A 19,003-nucleotide genomic window follows, 5' to 3' on the forward strand; every position below is an offset into this window, starting at 1 on the left:
TAGCTGTGCGACTGCCTTTTCTGTATTATAATAAGAAAAACAATACCGCTAGCAATGTAGGAGGCGAATATGCTTACAAAAAAACTGGTTATTACGATTGGAAGACAGTATGGTTCCGGAGGCCGCACTGTAGGAAAAAACTTGGCAGAATCTTTGGGCATTCCTTTCTATGATGAGGAAATCTTGCGTATTACTTCCGAAAAGACGGCAATCGGAGAGCAGTACTTCCGTTTGGCGGACGAGAAGGCGGGAAGTAATCTCCTATACAAGATTGTGGATTCTTTAAAACCGAGACTTGGAAAGCCGAGTCTTGAAGAGGACATCGTGAGTCCCGAGAACCTCTTTCGTTTCCAAAGTCAGGTTGTGGTGGAACTTGCGGAGCAGGAGAACTGTATTATTGCAGGACGCTGTGCCAATGTAATCTTACGGGAAGCGAAGAAAGAACATGTGGATTTCTTTGTTTATGCGGATATGGAGAAGCGTATCGAAAGAACCATGGATTACTGTAAGGTGGATGAAGAAGAGGCAAAGAAGCGTATCAAGAAGATTGACCGGGAAAGAAGAGAGTATCATAAGTATTACACCGGAGAGGACTGGATGAAGGTGGATAATTATGACTTGATGATTAATGCTTCCCGTATTGATTACCGGGAAATGGAAGTACTCATGCGGAATTATTTGGAAATGAAGGGGTATCTTAAGTGATTGCGAAGCTCTATGGAGTAGGAAGAGTGTTAAAGGGGAAGCTTTGTGTTCCGGGGGACAAGAGTATTTCCCATAGGGCGATTATGTTTTCATCTCTTGTGAAGGGAAAAACAGTGGTAGAGGGCTTTCTTCCTTCCGAAGACTGTCTCTCTACTATGGATATCTTTCAGAAACTCGGTGTTTCCATAGAAAGAGAAGGTACAAAACTGATAATCGAGGGAAAGGGTATGGAGGCTTTAGAGGCGCCTGCCGACTCTCTTTATTGCGGAAATTCCGGAACAACCATGCGCCTTATGGCGGGAATCCTTTCCGGACAGACTTTTTCTTCCGTACTTTTCGGAGATGAGAGTCTGGAAAAACGTCCTATGGGGAGAGTGCTGACCCCTTTATCAAAGATGGGAGCCAAGATTTCCGCGGAAGGAGAAAAATGCACTGCGCCCTTAAAGATAGAAGGCAGTGCACTTAAGGGGATTTCTTATGAAAGCCCCATCGCTTCCGCACAGGTAAAGTCTGCCTTACTTTTGGCGTCTCTTTATGCAAAAGGGGAGACGGTCTATACGGAGCCTTCTCTTTCACGGGATCACACGGAGAGATTGCTTTCTGCGATGGGAGCGGATATTGAGACAAAAATCCTGGAAGACGGAAAAGCCGAGATTCATTTAAGACCGGGAAAAGCCTTGCAATCCATTCCGGGAATTTTTTCCGTCCCGGGAGACATTTCCTCCGCAGCCTACTTTATGGCGGCCTGCTTCTTCCTGCCCGGCTCCGAAATACTTTTAGAAAATGTCGGCCTAAATGAAAGCCGGAGCGGAATCCTGGACGTTCTTTCCAATATGGGTGCGAAATTTCAAACTTTAAATAAAAAGACGATAGGGGGAGAAGAGAGAGGAGATGTTCTCTTTACTTACGGAAAACTTCGCGGTGCGGAAATTGCAGGTTCTCTTATCCCAAGACTCATAGATGAGCTGCCGATTCTTGCCGTACTCGCTACAATTGCGGAAGGAGAAACCGTAATTCAGAATGCGGAGGAACTGAAGGTGAAGGAAAGTAACCGCATAAGAGCGGTGGTGGAGAATCTTAACCGTCTCGGAATTCCTTGTGAAGAAACGGAAGACGGCATGCGAATTTACGGACAGGGCGGTATTTTTCCTTTAAAGGGAAAGCGAATTCCAAGCTTTAAAGACCATCGCATTGCCATGAGCTTTGCCGTGCTCGGACTTCTTTGTCCGAAGGAAAGTCCTATGGAGATTGAAGATGCGGAGTGCATTTCCATTTCCTATCCGTCATTTTTCAAAGATTTAGAAAATTTGCTTGACGGAAATCCTACGGTATGCTAGAATTCGCTAGTCGGTTTCAAATCGACTAAGGCGAATTGGTCAAGAGGTTAAGACGCAGCCCTCTCACGGCTGAATCCCGGGTTCGATTCCCGGATTCGTCATATCCCGAGCGGTGCTCGGGATTTTTTTTATATAAAAATCGGAGGATTGTAATGATTTCTTATAAGAATATTCTGTTTGATATGGGAAATGTCTTGGTAACCTATAACCCGGAATGGGTTATCCGGCACTATACGGAAGATGAGGAATTGATTCGAGAGGTAAAGAACATTGTCTTTAACTCGCAGGAGTGGTTTTTACTGGATGCCGGACTCATAGAGGAAGAAAAGGCTGAGAGCAACTGGATGGAAAGGCTTAGTTCCGATAAGGCAAGAGAACTCGCCCATCTTTCTTTTCAGAATTGGCACCTATATAATATGAAGGTCATTCCGGGGACAGCGGAAATGATTCGTGCTTTAAAGGAAAACGGAAAAGAAATCTATTTGCTTTCCAATGCCTCCATGCGTCTCCTTTCCATTTATAAGGAAGTGATTCCTGCAGTGGAGTGCTTTTCCGGTATTTTTTATTCTGCAGCACATAAGTGTGTAAAGCCGCAGGACATCATCTATGAGCGCTTTTTAAAGGAATACAGCTTAAAACCTTCGGATTGCTTTTTTATTGATGATTTGGAGGAAAATATTTCTGCAGCGAAGGCGGTCGGTATTTCCGGAGCCGTGATGAAAAGCAGAACGGCAAAAGAAACAGCGGAAATTTTAGGTTTGAATATAGGAGTATAGTTTGAAGACAATTTTTCCGATAAAAGACTACAAAAGCGGGAATCATACAGTTCCCCTCATTGAATCTCCTCTTTTACAGGAAATTAGAGGACTTCGACACGGCTTTTCCACGAGGAAAGGCGGTGTTTCGAAAGAACATCTTTCTTCTCTGAATTTAGGCTTCAATTTGGGAGATGAAAGGGAGAAAGTTTTAGAAAATTTTCGTATTTTAGGAAGTCTTTTTGAAGCGAAGCCGGAAGATTTTGTGCTTACACAGCAAACACACAGTGTAAATGCCCGCCACGTAGGAAGGGAAGACCGAGGAAAGGGCATTTTCCGAGAAAGGGATTACACGGATGTGGATGCCCTAATGACCGATGAAGAGGGCGTGATTTTGAGCGCTTTTTCTGCGGATTGTGTGCCGATACTTTTCTACGATAAAGGACATAGAGCCATCGCCTCCTGTCATAGCGGCTGGAGAGGAACGCACGGAAGGATTTTGGCACGCGTGATAGAGGCAATGCAAAGAGAATTTTCTTCCAAACCTGAGGAAATCTACATTGCAATCGGACCGAGTATCTGTAAGAATTGCTATGAGGTGTCAGAGGATGTGGGAGAAGCATTTTTGGACGCTTTTCCTGCACTAAAGGAAATGGCAAAAAATGATTCCCCCATTGAACGGGTTTCCAAAGAAAAGTTCCACATTGATTTATGGGAATTAAATCGTTGGATTGCGCTCGAAAATTCGATTCCCGCAGAAAATATTTCCGTCAGCGGTTACTGCACGATGGAAAGACCTGATTTGTTTTTTTCTCACCGATACAGTCAGGGAAAAAGAGGGGTACAGGGAGCGTTTATCGGACTAAGTGAGGTGTAAAACGGTTCATGGCTTGTAAAAACAGGTAGCTTACTATGAAGAAGAGAAAGAGTAAAAACAGAATTCGAAGAATAGGCTTACTGCTTTTGTTTGCGAGCCTTTTTTTGTGTTCTTGCAGGCATTCCTCCGAAAAGGAAAAAGCCAGTGCGTCCGTCTTATCCCCGAGCGAAATGGGAGGAGATTCGGACAAGGCGAGTGATTCGGAGCTGAAGTTTAAGCTTGATGAGAAAATTAAGACAGAGCAGGAAGAGGCACTCGCTAAATACCAAAATTTAGGTCTGGTACAATGCGATTCTTACATTAATTTTCGTTCGGATACCAATGAAAATGATATTCGAAATATCATCGGTCTTTTGCGAAATGGCGCCGGTGTGGAAGTACTGGATGCCAATCCGGAAGGAAAAGACGGTTGGGCGAAGGTGCGTTCCGGCGGCCTGGAGGGATATATTGCAAAACAATATCTTCTGGAAGGGGAAGAGGCGAGGAAAAAAGCCTGTGATTTTATGGCACCGAGGGTGACCATTTTAGCTGACAAACTTCGTATTCGTTCCACACCGGAAAAAATAGAGGGAAATACGCTTTCCTCCTGTGCTAAAGGGGAGCGTTACATTGTACTGAGTCGAAGCGGAAAAGATTATCTGAAGATTTTTACGGATACCATTGAAGGAGTGGAAGAAGCTTATATTTCCTCCAAGTCGGAGAATGTCCGTCTGGAATATGGGCTCGATGAAGCAAGAAGCTTAAATCTCCGCCAGAAAGTCCTGAATCTGTATGACAATTTGGGCGTTTCCAAGGCACAGGATTATATTAATATTCGTTCGAGTCCCGAGGATAAAGGAATAGAGAATATCATCGGTAAGTTTCCGAGCTTTGCGGGAGCAAATATTCTTTCCGAAGAAAACGGGTGGTTAAAAATAGAGTCCGGGGGGATTACGGGCTATGTGAAGGCGGAACTTGTAGCAAGAGGGAAGGAAGCGGAAAACCTTGCATTGGAACATGCTACGGTAATGGCGATTGTGAATACCGATGCCTTGAATGTTCGCTCCAATCCGGACTTAAACTCATCAGCCTGGACAAAAATTACGAGAGACCAAAGATATTCCGTGGTGAATCAGTTGGACGGTTGGGTGCAGCTTGATTTGGACTCCGGTGATGATGAGGATGGAGAACAGGGGGCCTTTGTCTCAACAAGAGACAATAATGTTTCCGTGAGCTATGCTCTCTATGAGGCAATCAGCTATCGCCCGGCACAGGACAGGGCAAACCAGGCGGCCAAGAGAAGGAGTGATTTAGTGAATTTTGCCTGCCAGTTTGTAGGAAATCCCTATGTATGGGGAGGAACCTCTCTTACGCGCGGTTGTGATTGTTCCGGATTTACACAGACGATTATGAGTAAATACGGTGTATCTCTTCCGAGAGTGTCCAGGGAACAGGCTAAAACCGGAATAAAAGTAAGCAGTGAAAACATTAAACCCGGTGATTTGATTTTCTATGCGAACCGCAGAGGAGTGATAAACCATGTAGGCATCTATATCGGAAACGGCCAGGTCGTAAATGCCGCATCCCGTCGTTCCGGGATTCGGATTTATCGTTGGAATTACAGAACACCGGTAGCGATTCGAAATGTACTCGGAGAATAGAGACTTCCATTGATACAAGGCGTTAAATGATAGAAAGGATAAAAGATGGAGAATTATATACTCTCTTGTTGTTCTACCATGGATTTAAGAAAGGGCTGGGCGGAGGAACGGGGCGTCAACCTGATTTATGCGAAGTTTTTCCTGGAGGGAGAGGAGTTCCGGGATGATTTTTATGAGTCCATCTCGCAGGATAAGCTCTTTGAACAGATGCTTTCCGGTGAAAAAAGCCAGACAACACAGGTGAATACCGAGGAATATATCGGTAGTTTCCGAAAATATTTAGAACAGGGCCAGGACATTTTTCATATCTGTCTCTCCAGTGGGGTATCCGGAACCTTTAATTCCTGTCACATTGCAAAGGACATTTTACTGGAAGAATTCCCGGAGCGAAAAATCGAAATCGTGGATTCCTTAATGGCTTCTTGCGGTTACGGACTTTTAGTGGATAAGGCCTGTGAGCTGAAAAAGCAAGGCTTGGATATGGAAACACTTCGCATAGAAGTGGAAAAATGGAGAAATCGCCTTCACGGCTATTTCTTTACTTCCGACCTTCGCTTCTTTATCCAAGGCGGAAGAGTCAGTAAGGCGGCAGGCTTTATTGGCGGACTGCTTAAAATTTGTCCGGTTTTAAAGATTACGGAAGAGGGAAAGCTGAAGCCCATCGAGAAAGCCCGTGGGAAGAAGCAGGCTATGGAAAACATTCTTTCCAAGATGGAGAAGGAAGGGTATCTTTCTACTGAAAAGTGCTTTATCAGTCACTCGGCTTGTCCTCTGGATGCGAAGAAACTTGCGGAAAGTATTCGAGACCGCTTTCATCCCGAGGGAAACATTGAAATCTTTGATATCGGCGGAACGATTGCCTGTCATACCGGTCCCGGAACGGTATCCAGCTTTTTCTTCGGAAAAGAAAAGGCATAGAACTAAAACGATTTGCAGAAACGGAAGTCATACAGCTATAGAAACGAAGTCATGCAGTAGGAATACTGTGTCACTTCGTTTTTTTTCCTCCCCGTAAAAGCAGGTGATATTTCATTTACAAAACAAATGTTTTGTTATATTATACAGGACAAAGGAGAGAAGCAATGGAAGAGAAAGAGTCCTGTGGAATTATGGCTATCGATTTAAAGTCTTTTTATGCTTCCTGTGAGTGTGTGGAAAGGGGCTTGGATTCGATGGATGCCTATCTTGTGGTGGCAGACGGCGGAAGAACGGAAAAGACCATCTGCCTTGCGGTGAGCCCTGCTTTAAAGAACTTCGGAATTCCCGGAAGACCGAGACTTTTTGAGGTGATTGAGAGAGTTAAGGAAATTAACTATCAAAGGAAGTGGAAGACGGAAGAGAGAAGGCTGGTGGGAAGCTCCTGCCTGGATTCCGACTTGAAGGCTTATTCTTTTTTGGCTCTTTCTTATATTACGGCACCTCCCAGAATGGCTCTGTACATGGAGTACAGCAGAAGAATTTATGAAATTTATCTGCGTTTTGTGTCCAGAGAGGATATTCATGTTTATTCCGTAGACGAGGTGTTCATTGATTTACGCCCCTATGAGAAAATTTATCGGAAGAGTGCGGAAGAGCTTGCGGCAGAAATTGCGAGGACGGTATATGGGGAAATGGGAATTGTCGCCACGGTGGGTTTGGGAGAGAATTTGTACTTGGCAAAGGTTGCGATGGATATTCTGGCGAAGCATTTAAAGACGACGGAAGATGGGCTTCGCCTGGCAAAGCTCACAGAACGCAGCTACCGAAGAGAACTTTGGGGGTATCGTCCGATTCGAGATTTTTGGCGAATCGGAAGAGGAACGGCAGAAAAGCTGGAAAGTTATGGAATCTATACCATGGGAGATATCGCGTTAGCCTCTCTTTCCAGGGAAGAAAAAAAGCAGAATCAGACACTGCTTTATAAGCTTTTCGGCATACAGGCGGAATATCTTATCGATCATGCCTGGGGGTATGAACCTTGCAGAATTGCCGATATTCATGCTTTGCAGGCAAAACGAAAGAGTCTTAGCTCGGGGCAGGTCCTGCCCTGTCCCTACGATTTTCAAAAAGGAAGAATTGTTGCGGAGGAGATGGCGGAGGCCTTGGCCTATGAGCTGAAAGAGAAAGGGCTTTGTACAGAATTGGTACAGCTTTCGATTTCCTTCGACGGGGAAAATGTAGGAGAGTCTTATGCCGGAGAGAAGCGGAAAAATCATTATGGGAAGTTTGTTCCCAGAGGAGTACATGGACTGCGTCACCTGATGGAACGAAGTAATCGGGAGAAAGAGATTACGGAGGCGATTTTATCTATCTATGATGAAATCATGGACAGACGATTGTCCATCCGAAAGCTTTCTTTGTCTTTTGAAGATATTTCTCCCGTTAAGAAAGAGAAGCTCGGTCAAGTGGATCTCTTTACCTATTGCAGGGAGAAAGAAGAGAATGAGAAAAAAGAAGAGGGATGCGGTAAAGGAATCTTGCAAGAGCGTTTTCCGGATAGGGAAGAGCGTGTGAGGGAGGCTTCCCTACAGCTTATGCAGAAGTATGGAAAGAATGCGGTATTAAAAGCCTATCAATATCTGGACGGGGCGAGGGGCAGAGAGCGAAATAAACAGATAGGAGGACACAGCAGTGGAATATAGGAAAAGAGAAGTTGCCGAAACGGAAGCCATAGGGAGGATGGAGCTTGCCCGGCAAATGGAATCCGTAGGGAGAACGGAGCTTGCCGGGAAAACGAAAAGAAATAAGAGGATAGAGCGAAAAAATACGGAGCCCATGAAGCAATGCGGAAAATACAGTACGATTCTAAGTCATCCATATCCTTTCCCACTCTGTCGGCAGAGGGTCGATTTATCCCATAGAGCGGTACAATTTTTTTCTTTTGCGGCATTAAAGGGCTATGAGGAGATGATAGAGGAATAAATTCATTTTCTCCGGGAAAGTAAATTTATTTTCATTCTTGACATATACCCTATGGGGGTATATTATACCTTCTGAAAGGATAGCTCGAGAAGTTCCTTTCCCGAAAGAAAAGCGGCTTTCATAAATTGCTTTATGCTATAGATAGGAGGGTAAATGAAAAAATATACAGTGACCGGGATGTCTTGTGCAGCCTGTCAGACAAGGGTGGAAAAGGCCGTGCAGAAAGTGCCGGGGGTAAAATCTTGTTCGGTTTCTCTGCTTACCAACAGTTTGGCAGTGGAAGGAGAGGTTTCGGAAACAGCCGTGCAGGAAGCGGTGGAGAAAGCCGGATATGGCTTTATATCCGATACGAAGTCGGAAGCACAGAAGGAAGATGCTTTGGAAGACCGAGAAACTCCAAAGCTAAAAAAGCGTTTTTTGCAGTCTCTTGTTTTTTTACTTGTTCTTATGACGCTGTCTATGGGGCCGATGCTTTTTCATTTTTCCTTACCGGCAGTTTTACGCTATCCCGGAATTCTTGCTCTTACGGAAATGTTGCTTGCCATTATCGTAATGCTGATTAACAAGAAATTTTTCACTTCGGGCTTCTCTGCCTTATTTCGGCTCGCTCCCAATATGGACAGTCTGGTAGCCTTAGGCTCCTCGGCTTCATTCCTTTATTCTTTGGGCGTTCTCTATGGGATAAACTATTATTTGGAACTGGGAAATGCGGAAATGGCACATCAAATAGGGCATCATCTTTACTTTGAGACGGCAGCGATGATTCCTACCCTGATTACTCTGGGAAAGATGTTGGAATCGATTTCAAAGGGAAGAACCACGAGTGCTCTAAAAGGGCTGATGGATCTAAGTCCCAAGACCGCTGTGCTTTTAAAAGACGGCGTAGAGAAGACGGTGTCTGTTGATGATGTAGCGGTTGGAGATGTTTTTGCGGTGAAGCCCGGGGAACAGATTCCCGTGGACGGGCTGATTCTCTCCGGACGTACGGCGATAGATGAGTCGGCACTTACGGGAGAATCGATTCCGGCGGATAAAGAAGAGGGAGACAAGATTTCTGCGGGAACCTTGAATCGATCGGGATATATCACGGCGAAAGCGGTTCGTATCGGAAAGGATACAAGTCTTTCACAGATTATCGAAATGGTGTCCGATGCCGCCGCAACGAAGGCCCCCATTGCCCGCATTGCGGACAAAATTTCCGCTGTTTTTGTTCCTTTTGTCATGGGAATTGCACTCCTTACTTTTCTCGTTGTGCTGGGAAGCGGAGCGGAATTTTCCACGGCACTTTCCCGAGGAGTGGCGGTTCTTGTCATCAGCTGTCCCTGTGCACTGGGGCTTGCGACGCCCGTTGCGATTATGGTAGGAAACGGTGTTGGGGCAAAAAACGGTATTCTTTTTAAAACGGCATCTTCTTTGGAAGAAGCGGGAAGAGTGGAAATCATTGCCTTGGACAAGACCGGAACCGTGACAAACGGAACTCCGGTAGTCACCGATATAGTTCCGGTTCGGGAAGAGAAGAAAGAGGAACTTTTAAAGCTTGCTGTTTCGATAGAAAAGAATTCCGAACATCCGCTTGCCAAGGCAATACAGAGCTATGGGGAGCAAAACGGAATTTCTCCTTATCCGGTAGAAGATTTTCAAGCCATGGCCGGGCACGGTATCACGGCAAGTTATGGGGGAGAGAAAATCATTGCTTGCTCGGAAGGGTATTTACGGGAGCATTTCCCGGTGAAAGAGGAATTTTTAGAAAATCTGAATGTCCTTTCCGCAGAGGGTAAGACCAATCTGTTTTTCCTAAGAGGAGAAGAGCTTTTGGGTGCCATCTCCGTAGCGGACAGTTTGAAGACGGACGCAAAGGAAGGGATTGAAGAGCTTAAGAAACAGGGTGTCTTTACGGTTATGTTGACGGGAGATCGGAAGAATACGGCGGAGGCGATAGCAAAGGAAGCAGGGGTGGATTTAGTGATTGCCGAAGTCCTTCCGGACGGTAAGGAAGAAGTCATCAGGAAGCTGCAGGAATTCGGAAAGGTAGCGATGGTGGGAGACGGCATTAATGATGCGATTGCTTTAACCAGAGCGGATTTGGGAATCGCCATCGGAGCGGGAACGGATGTAGCGATTGATGCGGCGGATATTGTACTGATGAAGTCAAATGTTTCGGATATTCCGAGGAGTATTCGACTCTCCCGCGCCACGATTCACAACATCCATGAGAATTTATTCTGGGCATTTTTTTACAATGTAATCTGCATTCCCCTTGCGGCAGGATTTTATTCAGCCGTATTTCACTGGAATTTTGAAATGAACCCGATGGTTGGAGCTTTAGCCATGAGTTTATCCAGTGTGACGGTTTGCCTGAATGCCCTTCGTTTGAATTTATTTTCCATAAAAGACACGAAGAAGGACAGGAAAAAGGGGATTGGAGAAGAAAAGAGACAGGCGATTTTGGCGGAATTTTCCCAAAAGGGAACGGCAATAAAAAATCAAAGTGAAAATACGGAAAATCAGGAGGAAAAAAGAATGGAAAAGAAAATGGAAATTACGGGAATGATGTGCGGGCATTGTGAGGCCAGAGTAAAGAAGGCTTTAGAAGCAGTCAGCGGGGTGGATCATGCGGAAGTAAGCCATGAGAACGGAACAGCCACCGTTTTTCTGAAGGAAGAAGTGGACAATGCGACTCTGAAAGCGGCAGTAGAGGCACAGGATTACGGTGTTACAAATATTGAATAAGGTAGGGAATGCATGGAAAAATGTCACTGCGCCGAGAGAAAAAAGCTGAAGCCTCGGAATGAGGCGGAGAAAAAGGCATTAATATCCCGATTAAATCGAATGGAGGGGCAGATTAAGGGGATTCGGAACATGCTGCTGGAAGATCGATACTGTGTGGATATTATCACGCAGGTCAGTTCGGTTTCCTCAGCCCTAAAGGCCTTCAGTAAAGAACTTTTACAGAGACACATTTCGAGCTGTGTAGTGGAAGAGATTCAGGACGGAAAGGAAGATGCGGTAGAGGAACTTTGCGAACTGATTAAAAAGATTATGTAGTAGAAAGAAGGCTCTGGAAGAAGAACTTATTCTGAAAGGAATCGGTGTGATTCCAAAAGAAAAGAAAAAGAGAAGTATTCTTGAAGATTTTCATACTTTAAACACAAAAGGACTTTATACTGCCGTGTATAGAGTTCTTTTTTTGAACAGATAGACAGAAAGCAATAAAGTAAGGAGAATTACGGATGGATAATAAAAACTCATTTCCGAACTTTGACGATTTTTTTTCGAATAGACAAAATCACAACAAACAGGGAAATAATGGGAATAGACAGACGCCTTTTCTATTCTATGTTTTTGTGGCGTTAATCATCACTTTACTCTTAAACAGTTTTGTGATTCCCGCTATCAAGCAGGCCAGAATTGAAAGCAGTACCTATTCCGACTTCCAACAGGCGGTAGAAAACAAGGAAGTTAAGGCGGTTGAACTTGGGGAGAACAGCATTAAGTACGAAGTGGAGAAGGATGGAAAAACGACCATTTACAGTACGACCAGAATAAAGAATGAATTTACCGAAGCGCAGATTTTAAGTGAACTTACCAAGCAGGGCGTAAAATATAATGAAACCCTTCCGGTAGAAAATAATTTTCTCCTGAATTTCATTTTTTCCTGGGTGATTCCCTTGCTTCTCTTTATGGCTGTCGGAAGTTGGTTGTCAAAGCGAATGACTTCCGCAATGGGCAACATGGGAGGCGGCGGCTTCGGACTGGGCGGTTTCGGGAAATCCAATGCAAGAGAGTATGAGAAGAAAGACGACAGCATTCGTTTTAGGGATGTAGCCGGAGAAGATGAGGCGAAAGAACTTCTTACGGAAATGGTGGATTATCTCAACAATCCGGACAAATATTCGAAGATTGGTGCGAAAATTCCAAAAGGAGCCCTCTTGGTAGGCCCTCCCGGAACCGGTAAGACTATGCTTGCGAAAGCGGTAGCCGGAGAGGCGGGGGTTCCGTTCTTCTCCATTTCCGGTTCGGAGTTTGTGGAAATGTTTGTCGGCATGGGTGCAGCAAAGGTGCGAGATCTCTTCGATCAGGCAAAGAAGAAGTCCCCCTGTATCATCTTTATCGATGAGATTGATGCCATCGGTAAGAAGAGAGGTGCAGGCGGTTTAGGGGGCAATGACGAGAGAGAACAGACCTTAAACCAGCTTCTTACGGAAATGGACGGGTTTGACAGTTCAAAGGCAATCATCCTTTTGGCGGCAACCAACCAGCCGGACCAGTTGGATCCGGCACTGCTTCGCCCCGGCCGTTTTGACAGAAGAGTTCCGGTGGAGTTACCGGATTTCCAGGGAAGAGTGGATATCTTAAAGGTACATGCGAAGAAGATTAAAATGTCCGACAATGTGAATCTGGAAGCCATAGCGAAGGCTGCTCCCGGTGCCTCCGGTGCAGAGCTTGCCAACATCATCAATGAGGCGGCGCTTCGTGCAGTTCGTGCCGGCAGAGAGAGGGTGATTCAGTCTGATCTTGAAGAGTCCATTGAAGTGGTTATTGCGGGATATCAGAAGAAAAATAAGGTTATGACGGATAAGGAGAAGTTGATTGTTTCTTATCATGAAGTCGGCCATGCTCTGGTAGCGGCGCTGCAGAAGGATTCCGCTCCGGTGCACAAGATTACCATTATTCCGAGAACATCGGGAGCTTTGGGCTATACCATGCAGGTAGAGGAAGAAGGGAACCATTATCTTTACTCCAGAGAAGAGCTGGAAAATGAAATTGCAACACTTACCGGAGGGCGTTGTGCGGAGGAACTTATTTTCCATACCTGTACCACCGGTGCGGCAAATGATATTGAGCGTGCGACAAAGTCGGCAAGAGCGATGATTACCCGTTACGGAATGGCAGACAGCATCGGTATGGTTGCCATGGAACAGTTGCATAACCAGTATCTTGGCGGCGATGCGACGCTTACGGTTTCTCCCGAAACGCAGACCAAGATAGATGAAATGGTTGTGGAGCTGGTCAAGAAGCAACACGATAAGGCTTATAAACTCTTGGAGGAAAATATCACAAAGTTGCACGAGATTACAAAGTTCCTCTATGAGAGAGAAACCATTTCCGGGGAAGAATTTATGGAGATTCTAAACCGTAAGGAGGTAGATCCTTCTGTGGTAGCAAGGGTGGAAGACTAGACAGGATTTTCCGGCGGAAGAGCGCTACATTGTAGTGATATAAAAGAAATGCCGTATTCTTTGATACGGCGTTTCCCGTAAATAAAAGGATTACAAGGGCATGTGTCTGTTTCGGGATTTAACAAGAGACAGGCATGACCTTGTAGTCCTTTTTGCTTTATAGGCATTTTGTGTAGAAGAAAAAATCCCTTTTATCTTTTCGAAAATATGTTAAAGTGAAAATATACTATAGAAGCGTAAGAATAGAACAAATTGAATAAAGATGGTTTGTATACAGAAAAATAGTTCGAGAAGATTTCATAGAAGAGCGGGGAGAAATTATGAAAAAAGACTTGGATTATCTTCGTTTGCTGGCAAAATCCTTTCCCACTGCGAATCAGGCAGCGGCGGAGATAATCAACTTGAAAGCAATTTGTGCCCTTCCCAAGGGAACGGAGTATTTTTTTTCTGACCTTCATGGAGAAAGTGAAGCCTTTATTTTTCTTATGCGGTCGGCTTCCGGTGTAATTCGCGATAAGATTTCGGAAATATTTTCCCATTTTCTTCCGGAGGAAGAACAGCTTCGTCTGGCTAATTTGATTTACTATCCGAGAGAAACTTTTTTGAATCGAAAAAACGCCTTTATTGAAGACAAGGAATGGCAGAAGATTACCATTCATCGATTGACGGCCCTTTGTCTGAAAATTGCATCCAAGTATACCCGCTCTAAGGTAAGGAAGAAACTTCCGAAGGAATTTGCCTATGCGATTGATGAACTTTTACATGATGAAGAGGAAGATACGAAGCTTTATCATAAGGAGATTTTACATGGAATTTTGGATGTCAATCGAGGCAGGGAATTTATTATTGCCCTTTGCGAATTGATTCAGAATCTAAGTATAGATAGTCTGCATATTATCGGAGATATTTTTGACAGAGGACCGCATCCGGATCTCATTATGGAAGAACTGATGTGCTTCCATGATGTGGATATTCAGTGGGGAAACCATGATGTGGATTGGATGGGAGCCTTTGCAGGAAATCCCGCCTGCATTGCCAATGTGCTTCGCATTGCCACTTCCTATAACAGCTTCGATGTTTTAGAGGACGGTTATGGAATCAATCTCCGCCCTCTATCGATGTTCGCGCAAGAAATCTACGGAGAGGATCCCTGTACATGCTTTTATCCGCATCTTTGGGATAAAAATATTGCCGATTCGGTGGAGCCGGAGCTCGCTGCAAAAATGTGCAAAACCATCAGTGTGATAATGTGGAAGGAGGAGGGGCAGCTTATTCGGAGACATCCGGAGTATGGTTTGGAACATAGGATGCTTCTTCATAAAATGGACCTGGAAAAGAAGGTGGTGGAGGTCGAGGGAAAAATCTATCCTTTAAGGGACTGCTTTTTCCCGACGATAGATTGGACAGATCCCTATGCACTCTCGAAAAAAGAAAAAGAGCTCATGGATACGCTCGTCTATAGTTTTACGCATTCCAAAATGCTGAAAAAGCATATGGATTTTTTCTTTACCCATGGTTCCATGTATAAAATTGTAAATCACAATATTCTTTACCATGGATGCATTCCGATGACGGAAGAGGGAGATTTTCTCTCCATCTCGACGAGAGACGGAGAGGTCTTCGGAAGGCATCTTATGGACTATTGCGAACAAAAGTGCATAGAAGCATATTTTATGAATCGTGATTTGGATCCGAACGGAAAACTTTATGCAACGGATTTTTTCTGGTATCTTTGGTGTGGACCGAAGTCACCTCTTTTCGGAAAAGATAAAATGTGTACCTTTGAACACTATTTCATTGCCGATTCGGAAAGTTATCAGGAAAACTACAATGCCTACTATAAGTGGATTGAAAAGGAAAGCTATGTAGATAAAATCATTGAGGAATTTCGTGAAAATCCGGAACTTTCTCATATTATAAACGGGCATGTCCCGGTAAAAAGCAAACAAGGAGAAAGTCCGATTAAGGCTTCCGGAAAGCTTTTTATGATTGACGGAGGAATTTCTAAGGCGTATCATTCTAAAACCGGGATTGCAGGATACACCTTGATTTATGATTCTAAACATCTTTCCCTTGCGGAGCATAAAGATTTTCAAAAGGGAGAAGAAAATACACCGGATATTCGAGTTGTGGAAAGAATGAAGAGCAGAATACGCATTGCCGAGACGGATAAGGGAACGGAACTCCGGCAGCAGATGGAAGATTTATGGGATTTACTGAAGGCTTACGGAAACGGAGATTTAAAGGAAAGCCTGCGAGAAGTATAAAAGGCAGAAAAGAGGAAGTATGGGAAAAAAGACAGTGATGGTGGATTTGACCAAGGGAAATCCGATGAGCCTCATCATCGGATTTGCTTTGCCTATGTTTTTGGGAACATTGTTTCAACAGTTTTACAGTATGGTGGATACGATTATCGTAGGAAAGCTTCTCGGCTTAAATGCTTTGGCGGGTGTCGGTTCCACAGGGGCAATCAGCTTTATGATTAACGGTTTTGTTATAGGACTTTGTTCCGGTTTTGCTATTCCGGTAGCGCAGAAGTTCGGCGCCAAACAGGAAAGTAAACTTCGGAAGTATGTGGGAAACCTGCTCTGGCTCAGCATTATATTTTCCATTGTCATGACGGCTTTGATTGCCTTGGCGACCGATGGGATACTCCGCTTTATGAATACGCCGGAAGAAACCTTCTCTTATGCTTTTGACTATATTTTTATTATCTTCCTGGGCATACCGACCACCTTTTTATATAATATGACGAGTTCCACAATCCGTGCTCTCGGAGATTCGAAGACTCCGCTCTATTTCTTGATCTTTGCTGCCGTGTTAAATATTATTTTGGACTATCTCAGCATTCGTTATTGGGGCTTCGGGGTGGACGGTCCGGCCTATGCTACGGTAATTTCTCAGCTTCTTTCCGGTCTTTTGTGCCTTTTCTATATGAAAAAGAAGTTTCCTATTTTACATTTTAAAAAAGGGGAACTCAGACTGGAAAAGCATTATTACAAAAGACTCTTGTTTATCGGTGTGCCGATGGGATTACAATACAGTATTACGGCGATCGGCTCCGTAGTTCTGCAGACGGCGGTAAACGGTTTGGGTGCGGCTCCGATGGCGGCAATTACAGCAGGGCAGAGAATCAGCGGATTTTGTTGTTGTGTTTTTGATGCCTTGGGGGCAACTATGGCAACTTATGCCGGACAAAACTCGGGAGCAAGAGAATATAAGCGGATTGACAGAGGGCTTTGGGACGCAACAAAGATAGGCAGTATTTATGCTGTTTTGATTTGCATTCTTCTCGTCCTGTTCGGAGGAGAAATTCCGAAAATCTTTATTGACGGCAAGGAACGAGAAGTGCTGGCTATGACAAAACAATTTCTGGTAGCCAATTCCCTCTTTTTTATTCCGCTGGTTTTTGTAAACTGTTGGCGTTTCACCATTCAGGGAATGGGCTTTTCCGGCTTTGCGATGCTTGCGGGAGTGAGTGAAATGATAGCGCGTTCTCTGGTGGCCTTTATTTTTATTCCAATATTCGGCTATATTGCAGCTTGCTATGCTTCTCCGCTGGCGTGGCTTTTCGCGGACATTTTTTTGGTGCCGGCGTTTTATAGCTGCCTAAAGAAACTGAAGAGTAAAACGAGTGTGATTTAGACCGGGAGAAAATATGGCAGCAAGTATTCTAAATGTGGAAAATGCTTCAAAAAGCTTTCAAAATAAAGTTTTATTTCAGGACGCAAACTTCTATATGCAGGAAGGAGAAAAGGTAGCCCTAATCGGGAAGAACGGGGGCGGAAAGTCCACTCTTCTTCGTGTAATTGCGGGAGAAGAGGAACTCGACCGGGGAACGGTTGTAAAGAAACGGAATTTAAAAATTGCCTACCTTCCTCAAGAAACAAAATTTCCGGAAGAGGAGTCGGTTTTACAAGCTCTTATCAAGCATTTTTCGATACAGAACACGGTAGAAGAGAAGGAAGCCTTCGGGAAAAAGGTCATGCAGGAACTGGGGCTTTTGGAGTATGATGCCCCCTGTAAGACGCTTTCCGGCGGACAGAAAAAGCAGCTTGCTCTTCTTTCCGTTTTAAATGTGGAGCCGGACTTACTGCTTCTGGACGAGCCGACCAACCATATTGATGAAGAGGTGAGCGAGTGGCTGGAGGGAAAACTTTCTCAGTTTAAGGGAAGTATTCTTTTGGTCAGCCACGACCGCTATTTTTTGGACACGGTTTGTAACCGCATTGTGGAACTGGAGAGAGAAGGCTTTATTTCCTATGACTGCAAATATGATGCATACCTTGAGGAAAAGGCGAACCGGCTTTCCGCAGAGGTGGCAAAGGAGCGGGCAAGACAAAACCTTCTAAGAAAGGAGCTTGCCTGGGTTAGAAGAGGGGCCAAGGCGAGAAGTACCAAGCAGAAGGCCAGGTTGGATCGTTACGAGAAGCTTTCTAAGATGCACGGACCTACGGAGGAGGAAGAGTTAAATTTATCTTCCATCTATACCAGACTTGGAAAATCTACTATTTTCCTAAAGGATATTTGTAAAAGCTATGAGGAGAAGTGCCTGTTTTCCCATTTTTCCTATAACTTTCTTCGGAATGACCGAATTGGCATTATCGGGAAAAACGGAGTGGGAAAGTCTACACTCATGAAGGTGATCCTCGGAGAAATTACTCCGGATTCCGGTACGGTGGAAATCGGACAGACCGTACGGATTGCTTATTTTCGACAGGAAAATGAAGAGCTGAACGACGAGGAGCGTGTGATTGACAGCATTAAGGAAATTGCCGATTATCTTCCTACGACAGAAGGTTTGATTTCCGCGGCACAGATGGCGGAACGCTTTCTTTTTACACCGGAAATGCAGTTTGCTCCGATTGGGAAGCTTTCCGGCGGAGAAAAAAGGAGGCTTTATCTTCTTCGGATTCTGATGTCTGCACCGAATGTGCTTTTTTTGGACGAGCCGACCAATGACCTCGATATCGCAAGCCTTATGGTTTTAGAGGATTTTTTAGACCATTTTTCCGGAATTGTCCTTATGATCAGCCATGACCGCTATTTTCTGGACAGAACGGTAAATCGTCTTTTCGCTTTTCAGGAAAACGGAAGGATTCGTCAGTTTGAAGGAGGATACACGGACTACCAGGTAGCGCTGCTTTCCGAGAGTCTTTCGGAAGAAGGGCGAGGCGGAAAGGAAAGTTTGGAAAGTACGAAAGGAAACAAGAACGGGAACAGGAACGGAATGAACGGAAAGGACGGGGAAGAGGCGGATAAACAAGCGGGGACGGAGTCCGGCGGGAAATCCCGGAGAAAAGAACGGGCGTTGAAGATGAGCTACCGTGAACAGAAGGACTATGAGACGATAGAAGAAGAAATCGGAAAGCTCGAGGAAAAAATAGAGGAATTGGATAGACAGAGTGTAGAGAATGCAAGAGATTTTGTTCGTTTGCAGGAATTACAGAAGGAAAAGGAAGAAGCGGAACGTCTGCTCAGTGAAAAATGGGAAAGATGGGAATATCTTTCGGACTTAGCGGAAAGAATAGAGACAGGAGAAAAAAGACTCGATTGACTTTGTCTTTAATTTATGTTAACAATGCTACTATAGTTTTAGCATAGAATT

14 protein-coding genes and 1 tRNA gene are annotated in these 19,003 nt (G+C 44.6%); all 15 read left to right on the forward strand.

The window, feature by feature from the left end:
* The first annotated feature begins 69 nt into the window (after positions 1 to 69).
* Complete coding sequence (locus HMPREF9624_RS00700; RefSeq protein WP_009536080.1) at positions 70 to 705, forward strand: cytidylate kinase-like family protein; 636 nt, start codon at positions 70 to 72, stop codon at positions 703 to 705.
* On the forward strand, positions 702 to 2,042 hold the full coding sequence (gene aroA / locus HMPREF9624_RS00705) for a 3-phosphoshikimate 1-carboxyvinyltransferase (protein ID WP_009536081.1): 1,341 nt from the start codon (positions 702 to 704) through the stop codon (positions 2,040 to 2,042). Before HMPREF9624_RS00700 ends, aroA begins: the two co-directional genes overlap by 4 nt.
* Positions 2,043 to 2,071: 29 nt before the next feature.
* A tRNA-Glu gene (locus HMPREF9624_RS00710) sits at positions 2,072 to 2,143 on the forward strand.
* Positions 2,144 to 2,194: 51 nt separating this feature from the next.
* Positions 2,195 to 2,818: an HAD family hydrolase gene (locus HMPREF9624_RS00715; RefSeq protein ID WP_009536082.1), complete on the forward strand. Its 624-nt coding sequence runs from the start codon at positions 2,195 to 2,197 to the stop codon at positions 2,816 to 2,818.
* A gap of 1 nt (position 2,819) precedes the next feature.
* Complete coding sequence (gene pgeF / locus HMPREF9624_RS00720; RefSeq protein ID WP_009536083.1) at positions 2,820 to 3,674, forward strand: peptidoglycan editing factor PgeF; 855 nt, start codon at positions 2,820 to 2,822, stop codon at positions 3,672 to 3,674.
* 35 nt (positions 3,675 to 3,709) lie between these two features.
* The gene (locus HMPREF9624_RS00725) at positions 3,710 to 5,314 is read left to right on the forward strand and encodes a C40 family peptidase (RefSeq protein WP_009536084.1); all 1,605 of its coding nucleotides are present in this window, start codon (positions 3,710 to 3,712) and stop codon (positions 5,312 to 5,314) included.
* Positions 5,315 to 5,359: 45 nt separating this feature from the next.
* Positions 5,360 to 6,232 carry a DegV family protein gene (locus HMPREF9624_RS00730; RefSeq protein WP_009536085.1) on the forward strand — a complete coding sequence of 291 codons (873 nt, stop codon included), beginning with the start codon at positions 5,360 to 5,362 and terminating at the stop codon, positions 6,230 to 6,232.
* A 164-nt stretch (positions 6,233 to 6,396) separates the two neighbouring features.
* Entirely contained in the window at positions 6,397 to 7,935 is a 1,539-nt protein-coding gene (locus HMPREF9624_RS00735; RefSeq protein WP_009536086.1) for a Y-family DNA polymerase, read from the forward strand.
* A complete protein-coding gene (locus HMPREF9624_RS00740) occupies positions 7,925 to 8,215 on the forward strand; it encodes a hypothetical protein (protein WP_009536087.1) in 291 nt (96 codons plus the stop codon). The genes HMPREF9624_RS00735 and HMPREF9624_RS00740 overlap by 11 nt, the downstream gene beginning before the upstream one ends.
* A gap of 153 nt (positions 8,216 to 8,368) precedes the next feature.
* A complete protein-coding gene (locus HMPREF9624_RS00745) occupies positions 8,369 to 10,945 on the forward strand; it encodes a heavy metal translocating P-type ATPase (protein ID WP_009536088.1) in 2,577 nt (858 codons plus the stop codon).
* Positions 10,946 to 10,957: 12 nt separating this feature from the next.
* Entirely contained in the window at positions 10,958 to 11,260 is a 303-nt protein-coding gene (locus HMPREF9624_RS00750; RefSeq protein ID WP_009536089.1) for a metal-sensing transcriptional repressor, read from the forward strand.
* Between the two features lie 185 nt (positions 11,261 to 11,445).
* Entirely contained in the window at positions 11,446 to 13,395 is a 1,950-nt protein-coding gene (gene ftsH, locus HMPREF9624_RS00755; protein WP_009536090.1) for an ATP-dependent zinc metalloprotease FtsH, read from the forward strand.
* 320 nt (positions 13,396 to 13,715) lie between these two features.
* Entirely contained in the window at positions 13,716 to 15,662 is a 1,947-nt protein-coding gene (locus tag HMPREF9624_RS00760; protein WP_009536091.1) for a fructose-bisphosphatase class III, read from the forward strand.
* A gap of 19 nt (positions 15,663 to 15,681) precedes the next feature.
* Positions 15,682 to 17,040 (forward strand): MATE family efflux transporter, encoded by a 1,359-nt coding sequence (locus HMPREF9624_RS00765; protein ID WP_009536092.1) that lies wholly within the window; start codon positions 15,682 to 15,684, stop codon positions 17,038 to 17,040.
* Positions 17,041 to 17,053: 13 nt separating this feature from the next.
* On the forward strand, positions 17,054 to 18,952 hold the full coding sequence (locus HMPREF9624_RS00770) for an ABC-F family ATP-binding cassette domain-containing protein (protein ID WP_009536093.1): 1,899 nt from the start codon (positions 17,054 to 17,056) through the stop codon (positions 18,950 to 18,952).
* The last annotated feature ends 51 nt before the right edge of the window (positions 18,953 to 19,003 follow it).

It is taken from the genome of Oribacterium asaccharolyticum ACB7, from assembly GCF_000238075.1.
GTDB classification, from domain to species: domain Bacteria; phylum Bacillota; class Clostridia; order Lachnospirales; family Lachnospiraceae; genus Oribacterium; species Oribacterium asaccharolyticum.

What these genes read in the sequence shown, in the direction of transcription:
- HMPREF9624_RS00700 (WP_009536080.1), top strand. Translation starts at nt 70, where the DNA reads ATGCTTACAAAAAAACTGGTTATTACGATTGGAAGACAGTATGGTTCC.
- HMPREF9624_RS00715 (WP_009536082.1), top strand. Translation starts at nt 2,195, where the DNA reads ATGATTTCTTATAAGAATATTCTGTTTGATATGGGAAATGTCTTGGTA.
- HMPREF9624_RS00745 (WP_009536088.1), top strand. Translation starts at nt 8,369, where the DNA reads ATGAAAAAATATACAGTGACCGGGATGTCTTGTGCAGCCTGTCAGACA.
- HMPREF9624_RS00760 (WP_009536091.1), top strand. Translation starts at nt 13,716, where the DNA reads ATGAAAAAAGACTTGGATTATCTTCGTTTGCTGGCAAAATCCTTTCCC.
- HMPREF9624_RS00770 (WP_009536093.1), top strand. Translation starts at nt 17,054, where the DNA reads ATGGCAGCAAGTATTCTAAATGTGGAAAATGCTTCAAAAAGCTTTCAA.
- HMPREF9624_RS00735 (WP_009536086.1), top strand. Translation starts at nt 6,397, where the DNA reads ATGGAAGAGAAAGAGTCCTGTGGAATTATGGCTATCGATTTAAAGTCT.
- HMPREF9624_RS00730 (WP_009536085.1), top strand. Translation starts at nt 5,360, where the DNA reads ATGGAGAATTATATACTCTCTTGTTGTTCTACCATGGATTTAAGAAAG.
- HMPREF9624_RS00765 (WP_009536092.1), top strand. Translation starts at nt 15,682, where the DNA reads ATGGGAAAAAAGACAGTGATGGTGGATTTGACCAAGGGAAATCCGATG.
- ftsH (WP_009536090.1), top strand. Translation starts at nt 11,446, where the DNA reads ATGGATAATAAAAACTCATTTCCGAACTTTGACGATTTTTTTTCGAAT.
- HMPREF9624_RS00725 (WP_009536084.1), top strand. Translation starts at nt 3,710, where the DNA reads ATGAAGAAGAGAAAGAGTAAAAACAGAATTCGAAGAATAGGCTTACTG.
- HMPREF9624_RS00750 (WP_009536089.1), top strand. Translation starts at nt 10,958, where the DNA reads ATGGAAAAATGTCACTGCGCCGAGAGAAAAAAGCTGAAGCCTCGGAAT.